Raw genomic sequence first — 14,495 nt, forward strand, 5'->3', positions numbered from 1 at the left:
CAATTCACCAAGAGGCCAGTGCCGTCGGACAGGTATGGAAAGCCGGCGTATCGTTATCCTGACAGGAGCGGGGATCTCCAAGGAATCCGGGCTCGACACTTTCCGCGACCCGGACGGGCTGTGGGCGCGCGTGCGCATCGAGGACGTGGCGACGCCGGAGGCCTTCGCCCGCGACCCCGACCGGGTTCACGCCTTCTACAACCACCGCCGCGCCGGCCTGCTGTCGGAGGACGTGCAGCCCAACGCGGCCCACGCCGCCCTGGCCCGCCTGGAGGCCGAATGGCCGGGCGAGGTGCTGCTGGTCACCCAGAACATCGACGACCTGCACGAGCGCGCCGGATCGAAGAACCTCATCCACATGCACGGCGAGCTCTTGAAGGCGCGCTGCCTGGTCTGCGGCGCGGCCAGCCCCTGGCGTGAGGACATGACCGGCGACAGCCTCTGCCCGGCCTGCGGGGTCGAGGGCGCGCTGCGCGTCAACGTGGTGTGGTTCGGCGAGATGCCTTTCGAGATGGACCGTATCTACGAGGCGCTGGCCGCCTGCGACCTCTTCATCTCCATCGGCACCTCCGGCAATGTCTATCCGGCGGCGGGTTTCGTCGCCGAGGCGCGGGCCAGCGGGCGGGCCCACACGGTGGAGCTGAACCTGGAGCCTTCGGAAGGCTCCTCGCTCTTCGCCGAGCGTCATCACGGCCCGGCCGGCGTCGAGGTGCCGGCCTACGTCGACAAGATCCTGAAAAATGGCTGGTAAAGCGCCCGAACGGGACCTGGAAGAGGTCGTCGCCGCGGCGCGCGCCTGCCGGATCTGCGAAGAACACCTGCCGCTGGGCCCGCGCCCGGTGTTGCGTGCGGCCTCCCCGGCGCGGCTCATGATCGTCGGCCAGGCGCCGGGTACCCGGGTGCACGAGACGGGCATCCCCTGGAACGACCGCTCCGGCGAGCGGCTGCGCGGCTGGCTGCGGATCCCCGGCGAGGCCTTCTACGACGAGGCCAGGGTGGCCATCGTGCCCATGGGCTTCTGCTATCCGGGCGTCGACGCCAAGGGCGGCGACAAGCCGCCGCGCCCGGAATGCGCGCCGCTGTGGCACGCGCCGCTGCGCGCCGGTCTGCCCAAGGTGGAGCTGACCCTGCTGGTCGGCATGTACGCGCAGAAGCACTACCTGGGCAAGCGCCGGCAGAAGACCCTCACCCAGACCGTGCGCCACTGGCGCGACTACCTGCCGGAATTTCTGCCGCTGCCGCACCCGAGCTGGCGCAACACCGCCTGGCTGAAGAAGAACCCCTGGTTCGAGAAGGAACTGCTGCCCGAGCTGCGCCGGCGGGTGAAGAAGCTGGTGACCTAGTCCTTCCGCGTCACCAGGTAGGCGCAGCGCCGGGCGCCGGCCAGGATGTGGTCGCTGCGCTCGACCTTGAAGTCGCCGCCCAGCACCTTGCGGAAGACCTCCAACTCCATGTTGCAGAGACCGGTGCAGGCCGCCGCGGCGGAGCAGACCGGGCAGTGGTTTTCTACCAGAAGGTAGCCGCCCTTGGCCTTCTGCACCTCGGCCATGTAGCCTTCGGCGGTGCGCATCTCGGCCAGCGCCTGCAGCTTCTTCGGCAGGCTCGGCTGCTTGTCGGTGCGCGCGCGGTAGCCGGCGGTCTGTTCCTTCGCGCGCAGCTGCAGCAGCTTGTCCAGGCCCTCCGCGCCGAAGGCCTGCTTCATGGCGTTGATCAGGCCGACGGTGAAATCCGCGTGGCCGTCGGGGAAAAAGCGGTCGGCGGCGGCGGTGAGCGCCCAGAGCTTGGCCGGGCGGCCCGTCCTCTTGTGGCCGGCAGGCCGCGCCTCGGCCTCGTGGGTCACCAGGCCCTCGGCCTCCAGGTCGTAGAGGTGCTGGCGCACCGCCATGGCGGAGACGCCCAGACGGCAGGCCAGGCTGGCGGCGTCCTGCGGGCCGTCCTGTTTCAGGCTGTCGATCAGGGCGCGGCGGCTGCGTTTTTCCGCCGGAACGGCGTTACGGTTGCTCATGGAGTCTTTCTAAAGTTTTTTCTTGAGAAACGCAAGACTCGGGTCTAGGGTGTTTTGAAAGAAAACACTTTCGAAAGTAGGTAGAGGAGATCGCCCCATGGCCCTGCCTCAGGAAAGCACCTCGTCGCTGGTCCACGTCGCGCCTCTGGAAGAACTGCTGGAGAAGGGACGTTACCTTTTCAAGGCCGGGGGCAAGCAGATCGCCGTCTTCGCCGGCGCGGACGGCGTCTACGCCTGCAACAACCGCTGCCCGCACGAGGGCTATCCCCTGATGGAAGGCAAGCTCGACCCTAATCCGAAAGGGGGCGGCTGCATCCTCACCTGCAACTGGCACAACTGGAAATTCGATCTGGCCGGTGGCGAGACCCTGGTGGGCGGCGACAAGCTGCGCCGCTACCCGGTGGAGATCATCGACGGCGAGGTCTGGATCGACATCGCCGATCCGCCGGCCGAGGAGGTGGCTGCCGCGGCGCTGAACAGCCTGCGCGACTCCTTCCGCCGCCACGAGTACGACCGCATGGCGCGCGAGATCTCCCGCCTGCAGAAGGCCGGCGCCGACCCGCTGGACGCGCTGCGCGCCGCCTTCACCTGGACGGCCGACCGCTTTGAATACGGCTGCAGCCACGCGCAAGGCGGCGCCGCCGACTGGCTGGCGATCCGCGACGACTACGCCGCCGGCGAGGCCGAGCGCCTGGTGCCGCTGGTGGAGATCGTCGGCCACCTGGCCTGGGACACGCTGCGCGAACCGGCCTATCCCTATCCGGAGGAAAGCCTGCCCTACGACGCCGAGGCCTTCGTCGCCGCCATCGAGGCGGAGGACGAAGCGGCCGCCGTCGCGCGCCTGCGCGGCGCGCTGAACGCCGGCCTGACCTTCCGCGACCTGGAGGGCCCCTTGGCCGCGGCGGCGCTGGCCCACTACCAGGACTTCGGCCATGCCGCCATCTACGTGCAGAAGACCGGTGAGCTCCTCGACCGCCTGGGCGCGGAGGCGGCCGAGCCGCTGCTGCTGAGCCTCGTGCGCTCCCTGGTCTATGCGACGCGCGAGGACCTGATCCCGGAGTTCCGCGCCTATGGGCCCGCGCTGGCGGCCTGGGACGGCGCGGGCAAGGAACCGGTCGCGGCGGAGGACCTGCTGGGCCTCCCGGTGCCCAAGGTGCTGGCGCGGGTCAATGCCTCCTCGGGCGACCGCCGCGCGCTCTACGACGCGCTGCTGGGCGCCGCCTGCTGGCAATTCCTGCACTTCGACATGGACATGATGTTCGCCACCGACAAGCCGGTGTCGAACAATGTGAACTGGCTCGACTTCACCCACGCCATTACCTTCGCCAACGCGGTGCGCACGCTCTGCGGCCGCACGCCCCGGCTCTGGCCGCAGGGCCTCTTGCAGATCGCCTGCTTCGTCGGCCGCAACGCCGGCTTCGTCGACAAGACCCTCGACGAGTCGCCCTGGCGGGTCGACGATCCGCAGGCGTTTCTCGATGCGGCGCTGAAGGGCGTGCTGGACCACGGCCGCTTCGAGTACATCGTCTCGATCCACCTAGTGAAGCTGCTCACGGCGGTGAAGGCCGAGGTGACGGCGGCGCCGGAAGCGCCCTGGGTGCCGGTGATGCTGGCGGCGGTGAACCGCTTCCTCAACGAACCTCTGCGGCGCAAGCACACGCTGCGCACGGCCAAGCAGGCCCTCGGCTTCGTCGCGGCGGAAGGATGAACGTCATGTGCATGAAGACCTCTGCCAGGAGTTTCCTCGCGCTGCTGCGCTCCGGCTTCTGCCTGCGCCTGCTGCGCAGCCGCCATCTGTTCCGCCGCCGGGGCTGCTGTCCCGCCGCGGCCTGACAGTGAAGCTTGGCGGCTGAAAGGGTGAGCGGTGCGCAGTGTGTCGAGAACCGTTAGAGGAACGATATTCCCAAACGAAAACGGCCCGCCGAAAGGCGGGCCGTCGTTCTCTGCACCGGGGATATGCGCTCAGACCGTGCGCTCGATACGGTCCATGTCGTCGTCGGAAAAGCCGAAGTGGTGGCCGATCTCGTGCACCAGCACGTGCTTGACCACCTCGGCCAGATCCTCGCCGCTGTCGCACCAGTAGTCCAGGATCGGGCGGCGGTAGAGATAGATCATGTCCAGGTCGTCGGGAACGTCCAGCGACGACTTGCGCTGCAGGTCGACGCCGCGGTAAAGGCCCAGCAGATCGAAGGGCGATTCGCAGTCCATCTCCTCCAGCGTGTCGTCGTCGGGGAAGTCGAGCACACGGATCACCACGTTGCCCAGCGCCTGGCGCAGCTCTTCCGGGATTTCGGCATAAGCCTCCCGGGCCAGCGCTTCCAAGTGCTGGGTTTCTGGCGGTGTCGTATGACGCCCGACATCGTGCATTTGTGCCATAACCGTTCCCAATTCGCGTCCTGTTAAAGGCCACCCTAGCGCGGCTTGACCGGGAGTCCAAGCAGAGTCAACTTCGGTTAACCTTACTTGAGTGATTTCGTTTTTCGGGAGGTCTTGATGGCGGAAAGGTTAAGTGACGAGGTCCGTACTGCCCTGCCGCAGGAGTTGCCCGGCTGGGCCCCGGTGGAGGGCCGGGATGCCCTAAAAAAGACATTCCAGTTCAAGACCTTCAACCAGGCCTGGGGCTTCATGAACAGGGTTGCTTTGGCGGCCGAGAAGCTCAACCACCACCCCGAGTGGTTCAATGTTTACAACCGGGTAGAGATCACCTTGACGACCCACGACTGCGACGGCCTCTCCGACCTCGACGTGAAGCTCGCCAAGCGTATCGACAAGTTCGCGGAGTGAGGCCGCCGTGCCCGATACCTAAACCGGCCGGTCGCCCAGCGCCGTGGTCCGGTGCATGATGCGGATCTGGTTTTCGTCGTAGTCGCGCACGGCGTAGTGCATGGCCGCGCGGTTGTCCCACATGATCACGTCCTTCTGGCGCCAGCGGTGGCGGTAGACGTTTTCCGGCCGGGTCGCTTGCGTGGCCAGGAAGTCGAGCAGCGGGCGGCTCTCCTCCGGGGTCATGCCCTCGAAGCACTGGGTGAACCAGGGATTGACGTAGAGCGCCAGCTTGCCGCTGCCCGGATGGGTACGCACCACCGGGTGGGAGACCGGGTCGGGCACCTGGGCGATGGCGTTGGCGTTGGTGTCGCCGGCGTTGTTGCGCGCGGCGAGGCCGGCGGCCGAGTGCAGCGCGCGCAAGGGCCGCAGTACCTCCTGCAGTTTCGGAGAGAGGTTCGCGTAGGCGGCGACCATGTTGCAGAACATGGTGTCGCCGTAGCCCTCGGGCACCTGCAGGCCGTAGAGCACGGAGCCCAGCGGCGGCGTCTCGTCGAAGGAGATGTCGCTGTGCCAGAAGTCGTTGCGCGGGCCGCGGTCGCCCGGCTTGTTCACCAGCACCAGCACTTCCGGCTGCTCCGGCAGGCCGGGGCGCGAGCGCAGGGGATGCTCTTCCACCGGACCGAAGCGCGCGGTGAAGGCGACCTGCTGGGCCGGTGTCCAGTCCTGCTCCGGAAAGACCAGCACGATGTGCTCGTGGAAGGCCGCCTCGATCTCGGCGAAAACCTCGTCGGAGAGGGGCTGCGAAAGGTCGATCCCGGCGATCTCGGCGCCCAGCGCGCCGCACAGCGGGCGCGGGGAGATGTGGGTGTAGGTCGATGACCCGCCCCGCGGCGCGGCTTCGCCCGGCATGGCTTCCTCCGAAAACTTTCTCGTTCCTTCCCGGAAGCTTAGCGCCTGAGGGGTGGGGGCGTGAAGCCCCCCTGCGCAAAAGCAAACCCTCTCCCACAAGGGGAGAGGGGAAATTCCCTCACTGCATGCGCATGGCGCCGTCCAGGCGGATGCTGTCCGCGTTCAGCATGGTGTTGTCGCAGATGTGCATGACCAGCTTGGCGTATTCGGCCGGATGGCCGAAGCGGTGCGGGAAGGGTACCTGGCCGGCCAGGTTGTCCTGCACTTCCTGGGGCATGTTCAGCAGCAGCGGCGTGCCGATCAGGCCCGGCGCGATGGTCAGCACGCGCACGCCGTTCTTGGCGAATTCGCGCGCCGCCGGCAGCATCATGCCCATGATGCCGGCCTTGGAGGCGGCATAGGCGACCTGGCCCAGCTGGCCCTCGACGGCGGCGATGGAGGCGGTGGAGATGATCACGCCGCGCTCGCCGTCCTCGTTCACCGGGTCGTTGCCCAGCATGTCGGCGGCGGCCAGGCGCAGCAGGTTGAAGCTGCCGATCAGGTTCACGCGGATGACCTGCTCGAAGTTCTCCAGCGGCATGGGGCCGTCGCGCCCGACGATGCGCTTGGCCGGGGCGATGCCGGCGCAGTTGACCAGCACGCGGCAGGGGCCGTGGGCGGCGCGGGCCTCGGCCACCGCGGCCTCCGCCGCCTCGGCGCTGCCCACGTCGCAGGTCAGGCCCAGGCCGCCGATCTCCTTGGCCACCTCTTCGACGGCCTCGACGTTCACGTCCAGCACCGTCACCTTGGCCCCGGCCGCCGCCAGGTGCCGGGCGGTCTCCGCGCCCAGGCCCGATCCGCCGCCGGTCACGATCGCTGCAAGCCCCTTCACGTCCATAACTGCGTTCCTCTCGTCTGTCCTGCCGCCCGCCCGCTCATGTCGCGGGGGTGGCGCTGTCCTGAAATTGCGGGGGGCTCTATAGCAGAGCGGCCCCGTCTTGACGAGAGAGGGGGAAGACGAGGGGGCCGGGAAGCGGCGCCTCAGCGGCGCAGCAGGCCGAGCCCGGCCCAGCCCAGGGCCAGCCAGCCGGCCATCATCAGGACGCCGCCCAGCGGCGCCGTGGGGTTGGTCAGCTCGGCGATCCCCAGCCCTTTGAGGTAGAGCGAGCCGCAGAACAGCGCCAAGCCGGCGACGAACAGCGCCCCGGCGATGCCGGCGCGCTTTGCGCTTGCCGGGTTCAGGCTGCCGATCAGGGCGGCCAGGCCGAGGGCCGGCAGGTGGGCCAGGTGGTAGCGCACCGCGACCTCGAAGACGCGCTGGTGGTCGGCGTCGGCAAAGGCGGTCCCGTGGCTGCCGTAGGCGCCCAGCGCCACGGCGGCGAGGCCCAGCAGGCCAAGCAGGATCCAGAGAACACGCATGGCCGGGAGCTTAGCGGCCCGCCCCGGCGGCGTCTGCGGTCAAGTTGTCGCGGCGGAAGCGGCCGCGCAAGGCGCTCAATCCGGCTCGCCCGGCTCATCGCTCCAGTCCAGATCCTCGATGCCCGGCTCCGCCGCCAGCAGCTCGCCCAGGGCCTCCATCAGCGGGGCCGCGTGCTCCGGCACCGCCTTCCTCTGGCCGAAGAGGCCGCGGCCCTTGGGCTCCAGGAAGCAGACCCAGCTGTCGTTGCTGCTCTCCTCGTTGCCGCAGCACAGCCAGTACTCCTCGCCCGCCTCGGTGATGTACTCCAGGAACCAGCCCCAGTCCTCGAAGTTGGGGTAGGAGGTGATGACCCCCCGTCCGGCCAGCTCCCGCGACAGCCAGTAGGCCAGCTCGGCGCCGTAGCGTCCGGGATTGACCTGGCAGTCCTCCGGCAGGTAGGGGCGGAAACGCTCGGAACGGAAGGTGACTTCCGTCTTCATGGGCGGCCTCCTTGGGGAATTGGGTCCGGGCGGCCAGTCTAGCGCGGATCGGCCGCCGCCCGTGCCCTCATTTCCGGTGTCATTTCCAGTACTTCAGCGCCGCCTCGGCGATCTCCCCCAGTTCGCCCTCGCCGCGGAAGGCCTCCAGGAAGGCCGCCACCGCCCGGCGCTGGGCGGTATCGAAGAGGGCGAACTTGGAAACCGCGAAGTCGTGCAGCGGCGCCTCCGCTTCGCCGGGGTCGAAGGCGCGCAGGGTGGCTTCAGCCAGGTATTCCGGGCTCTCGGCGTGCTTGAGCGACCACACCATGAAGGCCGGCAGGTAGTAGCGGAAGCCCTCCGCGCTGAAGAAGGAGGGCGCGGCGTAGTTGCGCACCAGGAAGTCGCCCGGCAGGTCCTGCCAGCGCGGGGCGCCGTAGAACTCGGCGATGTCGTTGTCGTCCATGCAGCGTGGATGCAGCAGGGCGTCGTCGCCCGGCGGCGCCAGGTCGCCGAAGGCCGCCTCGATCTCCTCCACGGCGCTTTCGACGGCGTAAGGGTCGGGGGCCATGGGAGGGGCTCCGGGGGAGGCGAGAGAGGGCTGGTGACCCCGGCAGGATTCGAACCTGCGACCTACAGATTAGGAATCTGTCGCTCTATCCAACTGAGCTACGGGGCCAACTGATATATATCAACTAGTTATATGGCACAAGCCATGCGACGCTATGCGATCTAGACGACATATGGTCGACATAAGTCGGCAAGTCCACCATCGGTCATTCTGCCTTCAAATCCATAACTGCCAACCGTGACTGCCTCAAGAGGCTTTCTGCAGCCGCAGTTGATACCCATATCCTAGTGACGTAGGCGAGCCACATGTGGTCGAACATCGCAATTCCATTGGGACGAAAGAGCGAGGCCAAGACTTCGTAGGGGATTCTCAAGCTCCATGTGGTCAGCTATAACTTGTGCACCCGATTCGGAGCCTAAGATTGCATCTAGAACTCCCATTCGACCTAAAACCGCGTGTGCAATACCACCGAAACCCGCTGATTGAGGTGGTTTGTCAATTTCGGTTTCCGAAGCTGCTTCGCTTGGAGGCGGAGTTGCCGGCTGATTTTCAGGATAAAATTAAGCCGAAATTCCCCCTGCTAAAGGAAAATACGGGCTTCGAATTCGCCATGGCCGTCGGCGAGGAGTTTGCTTCTGCGCCTCCTGTGGCAAAGACGCAGGTGAGGTCGTACAACTTTTTCTCTTCAGACAAAGATTGGAATGTCGGCATCTCCAGCACTTCATTCTCGCTTACGTGCAAGAACTACAAGAGATGGGAAGAGTTTAAGGAGCATCTCGACTTAATCAGAGAGGCGTTCGTTTCTATCTACGGCCCTCCATACATCCAGCGCTGTGGTCTGAGATACATCAACGTGATTGATCCCGTTGATCTAGGATTGGAGCAGTCCAGTTTCTCGGAACTCATTTCGGCAGACCTAGTTGGCGACGGATACAAAGCGATGCTTGGGAGCGATAGCCTTCGTGAACTCAGTGGAAGCTATTCTATGTCGCTTAGTTCACGGGGTCATTTTTTTAGGGTTAGCTACGGCTTGGTCAAACATCCTAAAGAGCCGCGCAACGGATTCAAGATAGATAGCGACTTTTGGGTCGAGGGAGAATTGGAGCCAGCCAGCAATGACATCACAGAGTCCTTGGACGGATTTAATAGAGCGGCCGGAAGTCTATTCCAGCATTCAATCGAAGAGCACCTATTCGAAGCGTTGGGACCAAAGGCGCTCTCTTGAGAAAGAAACTTCGCCCCTGCCAATGGTGATCACGGCAGGTAGCTATGTCTTCGAGGTCGATAAGCCGGATGAGGAAGATTGGGCGATTGTTTGTCTCAGTCTTCCGACTACAGGGCATGTCCATCATCACATATTGCGGTGGCAGTCGTTCCCTCTTGATCCAGTTGATACCCATTCACTGATTGGACGGAGCCTCGAGTCAGAATTTGCTTGGATCCAAGGTTTTGGAAAAGATTTTGGGGCTGCTTCTTCAGTGCAGAGCCTCAAGAGGATGTTTGAGGAAGTTTCGAGTCTAATTGAGAGCAGCAAATTCGACCAGATTGATCGCATCCTTGGTATGGGTGAGCCCCGAGACTATACCATGGATTTTTCAACTGGATTGCTCCGCGCGACTTGTCAGTACCGCAACGTGCTGCCGAATTGGCAAAGGTGGTTTCTCAAAACCAAGGAATGCCTAATTGCCACCGGGCAAGATGCGGAATCAGAACTTGCGGGTTTAGACAGCTAGTTCTGGGCGATGGATATCTACTTATCCAAAAATGACAGCCCCACGAAAGGTGATCCATCAGCGGTAGGGTTCTACTACAGGGGCTCAGAAGTTGTTCACGTCGGCCTGCTCTATGTGGAAGACCAAGAGGAGGGGGCAAAGTTCCTCCATCTTCTGGACCATTTGACTCTGCGAACCGGAGTGCTTGGTGACGACAAGTTCTGGATCAAACTCGGAATCACCCCAAGCCAGATGCGCCAGCTCGCTGCGTTCTGTGCATTTGTGTCAGCTCGGAACTCAGATGGCATTCCGTATTCCATCTTCTACGACCAAAAGCGCGTGTATTTCAGTGACACTGGCGACTATATCGGATCTGACCTGGGGGAAGGCCTAACCTGCGCTACATTCGTAATGGCAATCTTTGAGACACTCAAAATTCCGCTGTTGGATACAGGGTTGTGGCCGGCAGACGCCACTGACGAAGACTGGCAGACTTGGATGATCACGGAAATGGCTAGGCGCTCCGTCGATCAGCCGCACGTGCAGAAAATGCTGTCCCATATTGGGGCCGCGAGATACCGACCAGCAGATGTGGTGATTGCGTCTTCGAAGAAGGCGAAGGACAGGCCCATGCCGCAAGCCGTTGTACGCAGGGCCTACGGAACGCTGTACAAACGAATTGAGCAGCTGACAACTTAAGCATCTTTGTCAGCAGTTTATGTCCCGAATATCGCGATCGTGACGTCAACCAACCACCTTCACGGCGTTGGAACTAAGGCAAATCACTCTATACTTAGCCGCAACAGAATCGAGACGCACGAACTTATCAGGGTATGGGAGTGTAAGAGCAGTGCAGACGCTCAGGGAAAACCATGATGATGCCGTTGGCCATGACGGCTACGATTACAGTTCTGAGTACCTGGAGGAATTTCAACATAGGCCACCTGGACCGCACCATCCATTTGTGAGCCAAGTACTTGGAAAATTCCACAAATGGGACGCGCTTGGCTTTTTCTACTGGCTCTACGATCTGTTTCCCGCAACGTGCTTGGAGTCACGTCAAGATGGAGGTCAACTCTCGGGCTGGTTCACAGGAAACATGCCCGGTCGGAAATTCCTCGAACATGTTCAAGAGATCAATCTCCCAATGGAAGAGGCGCTTCGGCATCTGCAGGTACTTGAACACTATGGAATCTTGTCAGTAGTTCGGAAGGGCGACGAGATTCTCCTTTTGGAGCTCCGATCTAGCCCAACAGATTGACGATTTGGAGCGGCTACGCAGAACTCTCGGCAACATCCGATAAGCTCCGAGAAACTAGAAGCCTTAGCTTAGAAGCGGCGGGCCACATCGTCGCATGACCCATTCCTACTAAGGCGGACCTGTGTGACGTAGGGGCAAAAAAAATGGGCCGCGCAATTCGCGGCCCTATTCGACAATTGCCATTACACAGTTACCGGTTTGACGCAGACCTGAATTCTATATCGAAACGAACCACTTTATCACCAAACGAGATACCACTATCGATCGACAACTCTTGTACAACTTTCTGTCGGGATACCAATTCGCCCTGCAGAGTTGGCCCAGAACATGTGGGGGCCACAGGCACTGGATACGTTCTTGTAAGTTCTTCGATTATCCTAAACACCAGATACAAAATAATTATCTGGCGAGACATTGGTTGGCCCTCACCGGGCGCATCCGCAACAGTGCGCAAAGCGCGCAGTGCCCGGTGTTGGTGACACGGTATCTGCACGGTGGGTGCAATTTTTGGCGTGACATACCAAAACTCCTTCTTTCTGTTGCTGGGGCCACACAACGCAGCCCCTCGTCCTTAAAGGTTGTCTAAGTGGCAGGCGTTAACAAGCCAACGCCGGCTCGAAAAACGAAGAATGAGCCAAAATCGCAAGCTTGTGTCCAAAGTACGGACCCCAAGGGTAATTACCTAAGAGAAGGACAGAGCATTTTGAAATTTCTTGGCATCTCTCACATCGGAATAATGGCGTGGTGGAAAAAGCCCCACACCACTCTGTTCAAGAAACCCCTCTGAAGTCGAACCTCAGATTTCCAGAATCCGTGCGATTCCAGTTCCCACTACAACAATGTTCATTATGCACTTGTTCTCGGAGTGCCAACAGGACGCACCACTGATCAGTATAATGGTTCAGAGGTGTGCATGGAGCGGATTGGATGACCCCTAGACAAGGTCTGGGTGAGCTGGGAGAGAAGCTCGTAGCAAAGGAATGCAGCTGCCCCAGGTGCAAGCGCGACAAGACGCTCACCAGGCTGCCAGCGAACTTCAAATGTGCAGATTTGATCTGCGACTTTTGTGGGTACCTCGCTCAGGTCAAGGCAACCAAACAGAGCGACCATGAAAGGGTGCCGCGACAAATTCCAGGAGCAGCATGGAGCGTCCAGAAAGAGCGCATGGATGCCGGAATCTACTTCCCCCTCTTTCTTGTTGTTGTCAACAAGGACGATCCGCGAGCCTACTCCATCTTCTATCTGGCGGCCGATCTGCAAACGTCGGAGATGTTCAAACCTCGTCGACCGCTATCAAAGACAGCCAAGCGCGCTGGTTGGCAGGGTTTCATGTACGATCTGACGTCTGTGCAATCGTCTTTTGTGCGATTGCGGTGGCTACACAAATGACGGCTGCGAAGTGCAGAGACAAGAACGATAACCATAATAGGGTGATCGTTAACAAGGTTGACGACATGCTCGTCAGAATCGAAAGGTGAGATGACGAGGGCCACTGATGATTCGCGACCTGCAGGAAAACACCAAGCACGCCGGCACCTTCACAGTCGCGCCCAACATCCAGCTGTATGGAGAGCTAACCCTTGCCGGGCCTAGGACGTCGCTGTTTGTCCGCAGCGACGACCGCTTCATTATACCGCCCGTGAAAGGCACCACAGTGACCGGGGAGCTGTACAATCTTGCCAAGGTAACTCTGGTCGATTGTCTTATTCCGCCGATTCCCAGCTCAGCTGGCAACCACGAAAAACATTATCATTATTCCAATATTTTTCCTCATTACGTGCTAGTTGGCCAGCACCATGTTGATCCTCACGAGCGGGATATAATCAAGGTAAGTTTCACGATCGATGACGCCTTTACGTTGTTCTACGATTTCGACACGTTTGGCCGTGTTGAAAAACCCGCCAAACTTATCAAGGAAGCTGTCGCACTGAGTGGGCTTGATGAAGCCGCAAGAGTTACCGGCGTCGAGCGAAAAGCAGAATTAGGTCCGCATCCGCAAATCGTCTATTTCACCGGGAAAGATTGCATATTCTCTGCCAACACCGAGCTTGGAATGGTTTCCGCTCATCACTGTCCCAGCTATGACTTTGGTGGCCCCCGCGGAATCGGCATCGAGAACAACATTCTACTTCAACTGAGCAACGACAATGGACTCACCTTTGATGAAGCGTTGTACTATGTGTGGACCATCAAGAGCTACCTGGATCTAGTGGTCGGTCGCGCTCAGAATCTTAGCGACATTTCGGTTTGTATCCGGGGCACCGATGAAGATGTGCCATCCCTGCACGTCTACCCGAGTTTGCGGCAAGACCACGATCGCAGCGACAAAATGAGAGAGCCACACCCTGCCGACATCCTAATCGATGCGGTGGAGGACAGCGCTTCGTTCTCTCGCATTATGGTCGATTGGATCGCTCGGCAACCGTCGTGGCGAGATGCTCGAGGACGCTTCTTTGCCTCCTTTTCCGACCAACGAACCTATAGTATTGACCGGCTTGTCCGAGCTGCGAACATGTTCGACATACTTCCAGCCGGGGCAGTGCCCGATTCTGTCGAGGTGCCTCTCGATCTTCAGTCCGCCGTAGTCAATAGCAAGCTTGAGTTCCGAGCCCTACCCCAGAGTCCGGAACGAGACAGCGTATTGAATGTCCTTGGACGTATTGGGAAGCCGAATTTAAAGCGGAAGGTGCGTCACCGGGCCGAGATGATACTTGAGAAGACCGGCGAGCGTTTCCCCGACCTGTTTACTGTGACGGATGAGGCGGTGAACTGCCGGAACCACTACGTGCATGGGAGTCGCTCGCGCATCAACTACGTCAACGAGCCCCGTGCTCGTTCTTTTCTCACGAACACTCTGGAGTTCGTCTTTGCGGCGTCGGACCTTATTCAATCCGGCTGGCAAATTGAGAAGTGGTGTCGAGACCGATCTGGTCAATCCCATCCATTTGGGATGTACCGGCACGGCTATCAAGAGAACCTGAGAAAGTTGCAGGCGCTACTAGGTTAGCCGAAGGCTTGGCGCGGATTACCACGGCGAGCGGTGATGAGGATGGTGTGACTAGTTCACGCCTGCCAACCAGGGCAGAAACGAGCGACAACGGAGCGATGGCGGTGGGAATGAGAACAACAAGAGGGTCTCGGTTCGGGACCGCATTGATTTTGCTAGCTATAGTCAATGCGACCCTCCACCCAGTAGCAATGGCACAGACGTTCCAAAACAGACTAGCTGGCTTGCATAGTGTAGTACTCAATATAGATGACGGGGTGAAGGATGGATGCTGGGGAAACCCACCCTCAACCAAGGGCCAAGTCGAACTAGAACTCCTCAGATCCAACTTATCAGTACGAGAATCCTCTTCTACCATCCTAACGCTGTCTGCGACTGGTTTTGAGATGAAGCGGCGGAACGGAGAAAGA

General features: G+C 61.2%; 17 protein-coding genes and 1 tRNA gene. 10 read left to right on the forward strand and 8 right to left on the reverse strand.

What is annotated here, in order from left to right:
- Positions 1-34: 34 nt before the first annotated feature.
- Both cobB and H7X47_RS01805 read left to right on the forward strand, forming a co-directional pair.
- Complete coding sequence (gene cobB, locus H7X47_RS01800; RefSeq protein ID WP_264373060.1) at positions 35-751, forward strand: Sir2 family NAD+-dependent deacetylase; 717 nt, start codon at positions 35-37, stop codon at positions 749-751.
- Complete coding sequence (locus H7X47_RS01805) at positions 741-1,343, forward strand: uracil-DNA glycosylase family protein (RefSeq protein WP_193366896.1); 603 nt, start codon at positions 741-743, stop codon at positions 1,341-1,343. The genes cobB and H7X47_RS01805 overlap by 11 nt, the downstream gene beginning before the upstream one ends.
- Here the strand turns inward: H7X47_RS01805 and H7X47_RS01810 are convergent.
- Entirely contained in the window at positions 1,340-2,005 is a 666-nt protein-coding gene (locus H7X47_RS01810) for a helix-turn-helix transcriptional regulator (protein ID WP_193366897.1), read from the reverse strand. The two genes, H7X47_RS01805 and H7X47_RS01810, sit on opposite strands and share 4 nt — an antisense overlap.
- A 97-nt stretch (positions 2,006-2,102) precedes the next feature.
- Between H7X47_RS01810 and H7X47_RS01815 the strand changes: the two genes are divergently transcribed.
- Entirely contained in the window at positions 2,103-3,713 is a 1,611-nt protein-coding gene (locus H7X47_RS01815) for a Rieske (2Fe-2S) protein (RefSeq protein ID WP_193366898.1), read from the forward strand.
- Positions 3,714-3,967: 254 nt separating this feature from the next.
- On the opposite strand, the gene H7X47_RS01820 is transcribed toward H7X47_RS01815, so the two are convergent.
- On the reverse strand, positions 3,968-4,372 hold the full coding sequence (locus H7X47_RS01820; protein WP_193367510.1) for a metallopeptidase family protein: 405 nt from the start codon (positions 4,370-4,372) through the stop codon (positions 3,968-3,970).
- Positions 4,373-4,498: 126 nt separating this feature from the next.
- Between H7X47_RS01820 and H7X47_RS01825 the strand changes: the two genes are divergently transcribed.
- Positions 4,499-4,789, forward strand: coding sequence for a 4a-hydroxytetrahydrobiopterin dehydratase (locus tag H7X47_RS01825; protein WP_193366899.1), 291 nt, complete (start codon positions 4,499-4,501; stop codon positions 4,787-4,789).
- 18 nt (positions 4,790-4,807) lie between these two features.
- Here the strand turns inward: H7X47_RS01825 and H7X47_RS01830 are convergent, their stop codons facing one another.
- From H7X47_RS01830 to H7X47_RS01855, 6 genes are all read right to left on the reverse strand, one after another.
- The gene (locus H7X47_RS01830; protein ID WP_193366900.1) at positions 4,808-5,680 is read right to left on the reverse strand and encodes a TauD/TfdA dioxygenase family protein; all 873 of its coding nucleotides are present in this window, start codon (positions 5,678-5,680) and stop codon (positions 4,808-4,810) included.
- 118 nt (positions 5,681-5,798) lie between these two features.
- The gene (locus H7X47_RS01835; RefSeq protein WP_193366901.1) at positions 5,799-6,557 is read right to left on the reverse strand and encodes an SDR family NAD(P)-dependent oxidoreductase; all 759 of its coding nucleotides are present in this window, start codon (positions 6,555-6,557) and stop codon (positions 5,799-5,801) included.
- Positions 6,558-6,700: 143 nt separating this feature from the next.
- The gene (locus tag H7X47_RS01840; protein ID WP_193366902.1) at positions 6,701-7,078 is read right to left on the reverse strand and encodes a DUF423 domain-containing protein; all 378 of its coding nucleotides are present in this window, start codon (positions 7,076-7,078) and stop codon (positions 6,701-6,703) included.
- A 75-nt stretch (positions 7,079-7,153) separates the two neighbouring features.
- Positions 7,154-7,558, reverse strand: a complete 405-nt coding sequence (locus H7X47_RS01845; RefSeq protein WP_193366903.1) for a hypothetical protein — start codon at positions 7,556-7,558, stop codon at positions 7,154-7,156.
- 79 nt (positions 7,559-7,637) lie between these two features.
- Positions 7,638-8,105 carry a DUF6714 family protein gene (locus tag H7X47_RS01850; RefSeq protein ID WP_193366904.1) on the reverse strand — a complete coding sequence of 156 codons (468 nt, stop codon included), beginning with the start codon at positions 8,103-8,105 and terminating at the stop codon, positions 7,638-7,640.
- A 31-nt stretch (positions 8,106-8,136) separates the two neighbouring features.
- Positions 8,137-8,213: transfer RNA gene (locus H7X47_RS01855), tRNA-Arg, on the reverse strand.
- Between the two features lie 349 nt (positions 8,214-8,562).
- Between H7X47_RS01855 and H7X47_RS01860 the strand changes: the two genes are divergently transcribed.
- The 6 genes from H7X47_RS01860 (at position 8,563) to H7X47_RS01885 (ending at position 14,085) form a co-directional block, all read left to right on the forward strand.
- Positions 8,563-9,330: a TIGR04255 family protein gene (locus tag H7X47_RS01860; protein WP_319633538.1), complete on the forward strand. Its 768-nt coding sequence runs from the start codon at positions 8,563-8,565 to the stop codon at positions 9,328-9,330.
- A gap of 22 nt (positions 9,331-9,352) precedes the next feature.
- Entirely contained in the window at positions 9,353-9,838 is a 486-nt protein-coding gene (locus H7X47_RS01865) for a hypothetical protein (protein WP_193366906.1), read from the forward strand.
- A gap of 9 nt (positions 9,839-9,847) precedes the next feature.
- Complete coding sequence (locus tag H7X47_RS01870; RefSeq protein ID WP_193366907.1) at positions 9,848-10,516, forward strand: hypothetical protein; 669 nt, start codon at positions 9,848-9,850, stop codon at positions 10,514-10,516.
- Positions 10,517-10,667: 151 nt separating this feature from the next.
- Positions 10,668-11,078 carry a hypothetical protein gene (locus H7X47_RS01875; RefSeq protein WP_193366908.1) on the forward strand — a complete coding sequence of 137 codons (411 nt, stop codon included), beginning with the start codon at positions 10,668-10,670 and terminating at the stop codon, positions 11,076-11,078.
- A gap of 927 nt (positions 11,079-12,005) precedes the next feature.
- Positions 12,006-12,467 (forward strand): DpnI domain-containing protein, encoded by a 462-nt coding sequence (locus tag H7X47_RS01880; RefSeq protein WP_193366909.1) that lies wholly within the window; start codon positions 12,006-12,008, stop codon positions 12,465-12,467.
- Between the two features lie 106 nt (positions 12,468-12,573).
- Complete coding sequence (locus tag H7X47_RS01885; protein ID WP_193366910.1) at positions 12,574-14,085, forward strand: ApeA N-terminal domain 1-containing protein; 1,512 nt, start codon at positions 12,574-12,576, stop codon at positions 14,083-14,085.
- The last annotated feature ends 410 nt before the right edge of the window (positions 14,086-14,495 follow it).

The organism is Pelagibius marinus (assembly GCF_014925385.1).
In the GTDB taxonomy this organism is placed as follows: domain Bacteria; phylum Pseudomonadota; class Alphaproteobacteria; order Kiloniellales; family Kiloniellaceae; genus Pelagibius; species Pelagibius marinus.

Excerpts from the sequence above, each read along its gene's own strand:
- cobB (WP_264373060.1), top strand. The coding sequence starts at position 35 with ATGGAAAGCCGGCGTATCGTTATCCTGACAGGAGCGGGGATCTCCAAG.
- H7X47_RS01805 (WP_193366896.1), top strand. The coding sequence starts at position 741 with ATGGCTGGTAAAGCGCCCGAACGGGACCTGGAAGAGGTCGTCGCCGCG.
- H7X47_RS01810 (WP_193366897.1), bottom strand. The coding sequence starts at position 2,005 with ATGAGCAACCGTAACGCCGTTCCGGCGGAAAAACGCAGCCGCCGCGCC.
- H7X47_RS01815 (WP_193366898.1), top strand. The coding sequence starts at position 2,103 with ATGGCCCTGCCTCAGGAAAGCACCTCGTCGCTGGTCCACGTCGCGCCT.
- H7X47_RS01820 (WP_193367510.1), bottom strand. The coding sequence starts at position 4,372 with ATGCACGATGTCGGGCGTCATACGACACCGCCAGAAACCCAGCACTTG.
- H7X47_RS01825 (WP_193366899.1), top strand. The coding sequence starts at position 4,499 with ATGGCGGAAAGGTTAAGTGACGAGGTCCGTACTGCCCTGCCGCAGGAG.
- H7X47_RS01830 (WP_193366900.1), bottom strand. The coding sequence starts at position 5,680 with ATGCCGGGCGAAGCCGCGCCGCGGGGCGGGTCATCGACCTACACCCAC.
- H7X47_RS01835 (WP_193366901.1), bottom strand. The coding sequence starts at position 6,557 with ATGGACGTGAAGGGGCTTGCAGCGATCGTGACCGGCGGCGGATCGGGC.
- H7X47_RS01840 (WP_193366902.1), bottom strand. The coding sequence starts at position 7,078 with ATGCGTGTTCTCTGGATCCTGCTTGGCCTGCTGGGCCTCGCCGCCGTG.
- H7X47_RS01845 (WP_193366903.1), bottom strand. The coding sequence starts at position 7,558 with ATGAAGACGGAAGTCACCTTCCGTTCCGAGCGTTTCCGCCCCTACCTG.
- H7X47_RS01850 (WP_193366904.1), bottom strand. The coding sequence starts at position 8,105 with ATGGCCCCCGACCCTTACGCCGTCGAAAGCGCCGTGGAGGAGATCGAG.
- H7X47_RS01865 (WP_193366906.1), top strand. The coding sequence starts at position 9,353 with ATGGTGATCACGGCAGGTAGCTATGTCTTCGAGGTCGATAAGCCGGAT.
- H7X47_RS01870 (WP_193366907.1), top strand. The coding sequence starts at position 9,848 with ATGGATATCTACTTATCCAAAAATGACAGCCCCACGAAAGGTGATCCA.
- H7X47_RS01880 (WP_193366909.1), top strand. The coding sequence starts at position 12,006 with ATGACCCCTAGACAAGGTCTGGGTGAGCTGGGAGAGAAGCTCGTAGCA.
- H7X47_RS01885 (WP_193366910.1), top strand. The coding sequence starts at position 12,574 with ATGATTCGCGACCTGCAGGAAAACACCAAGCACGCCGGCACCTTCACA.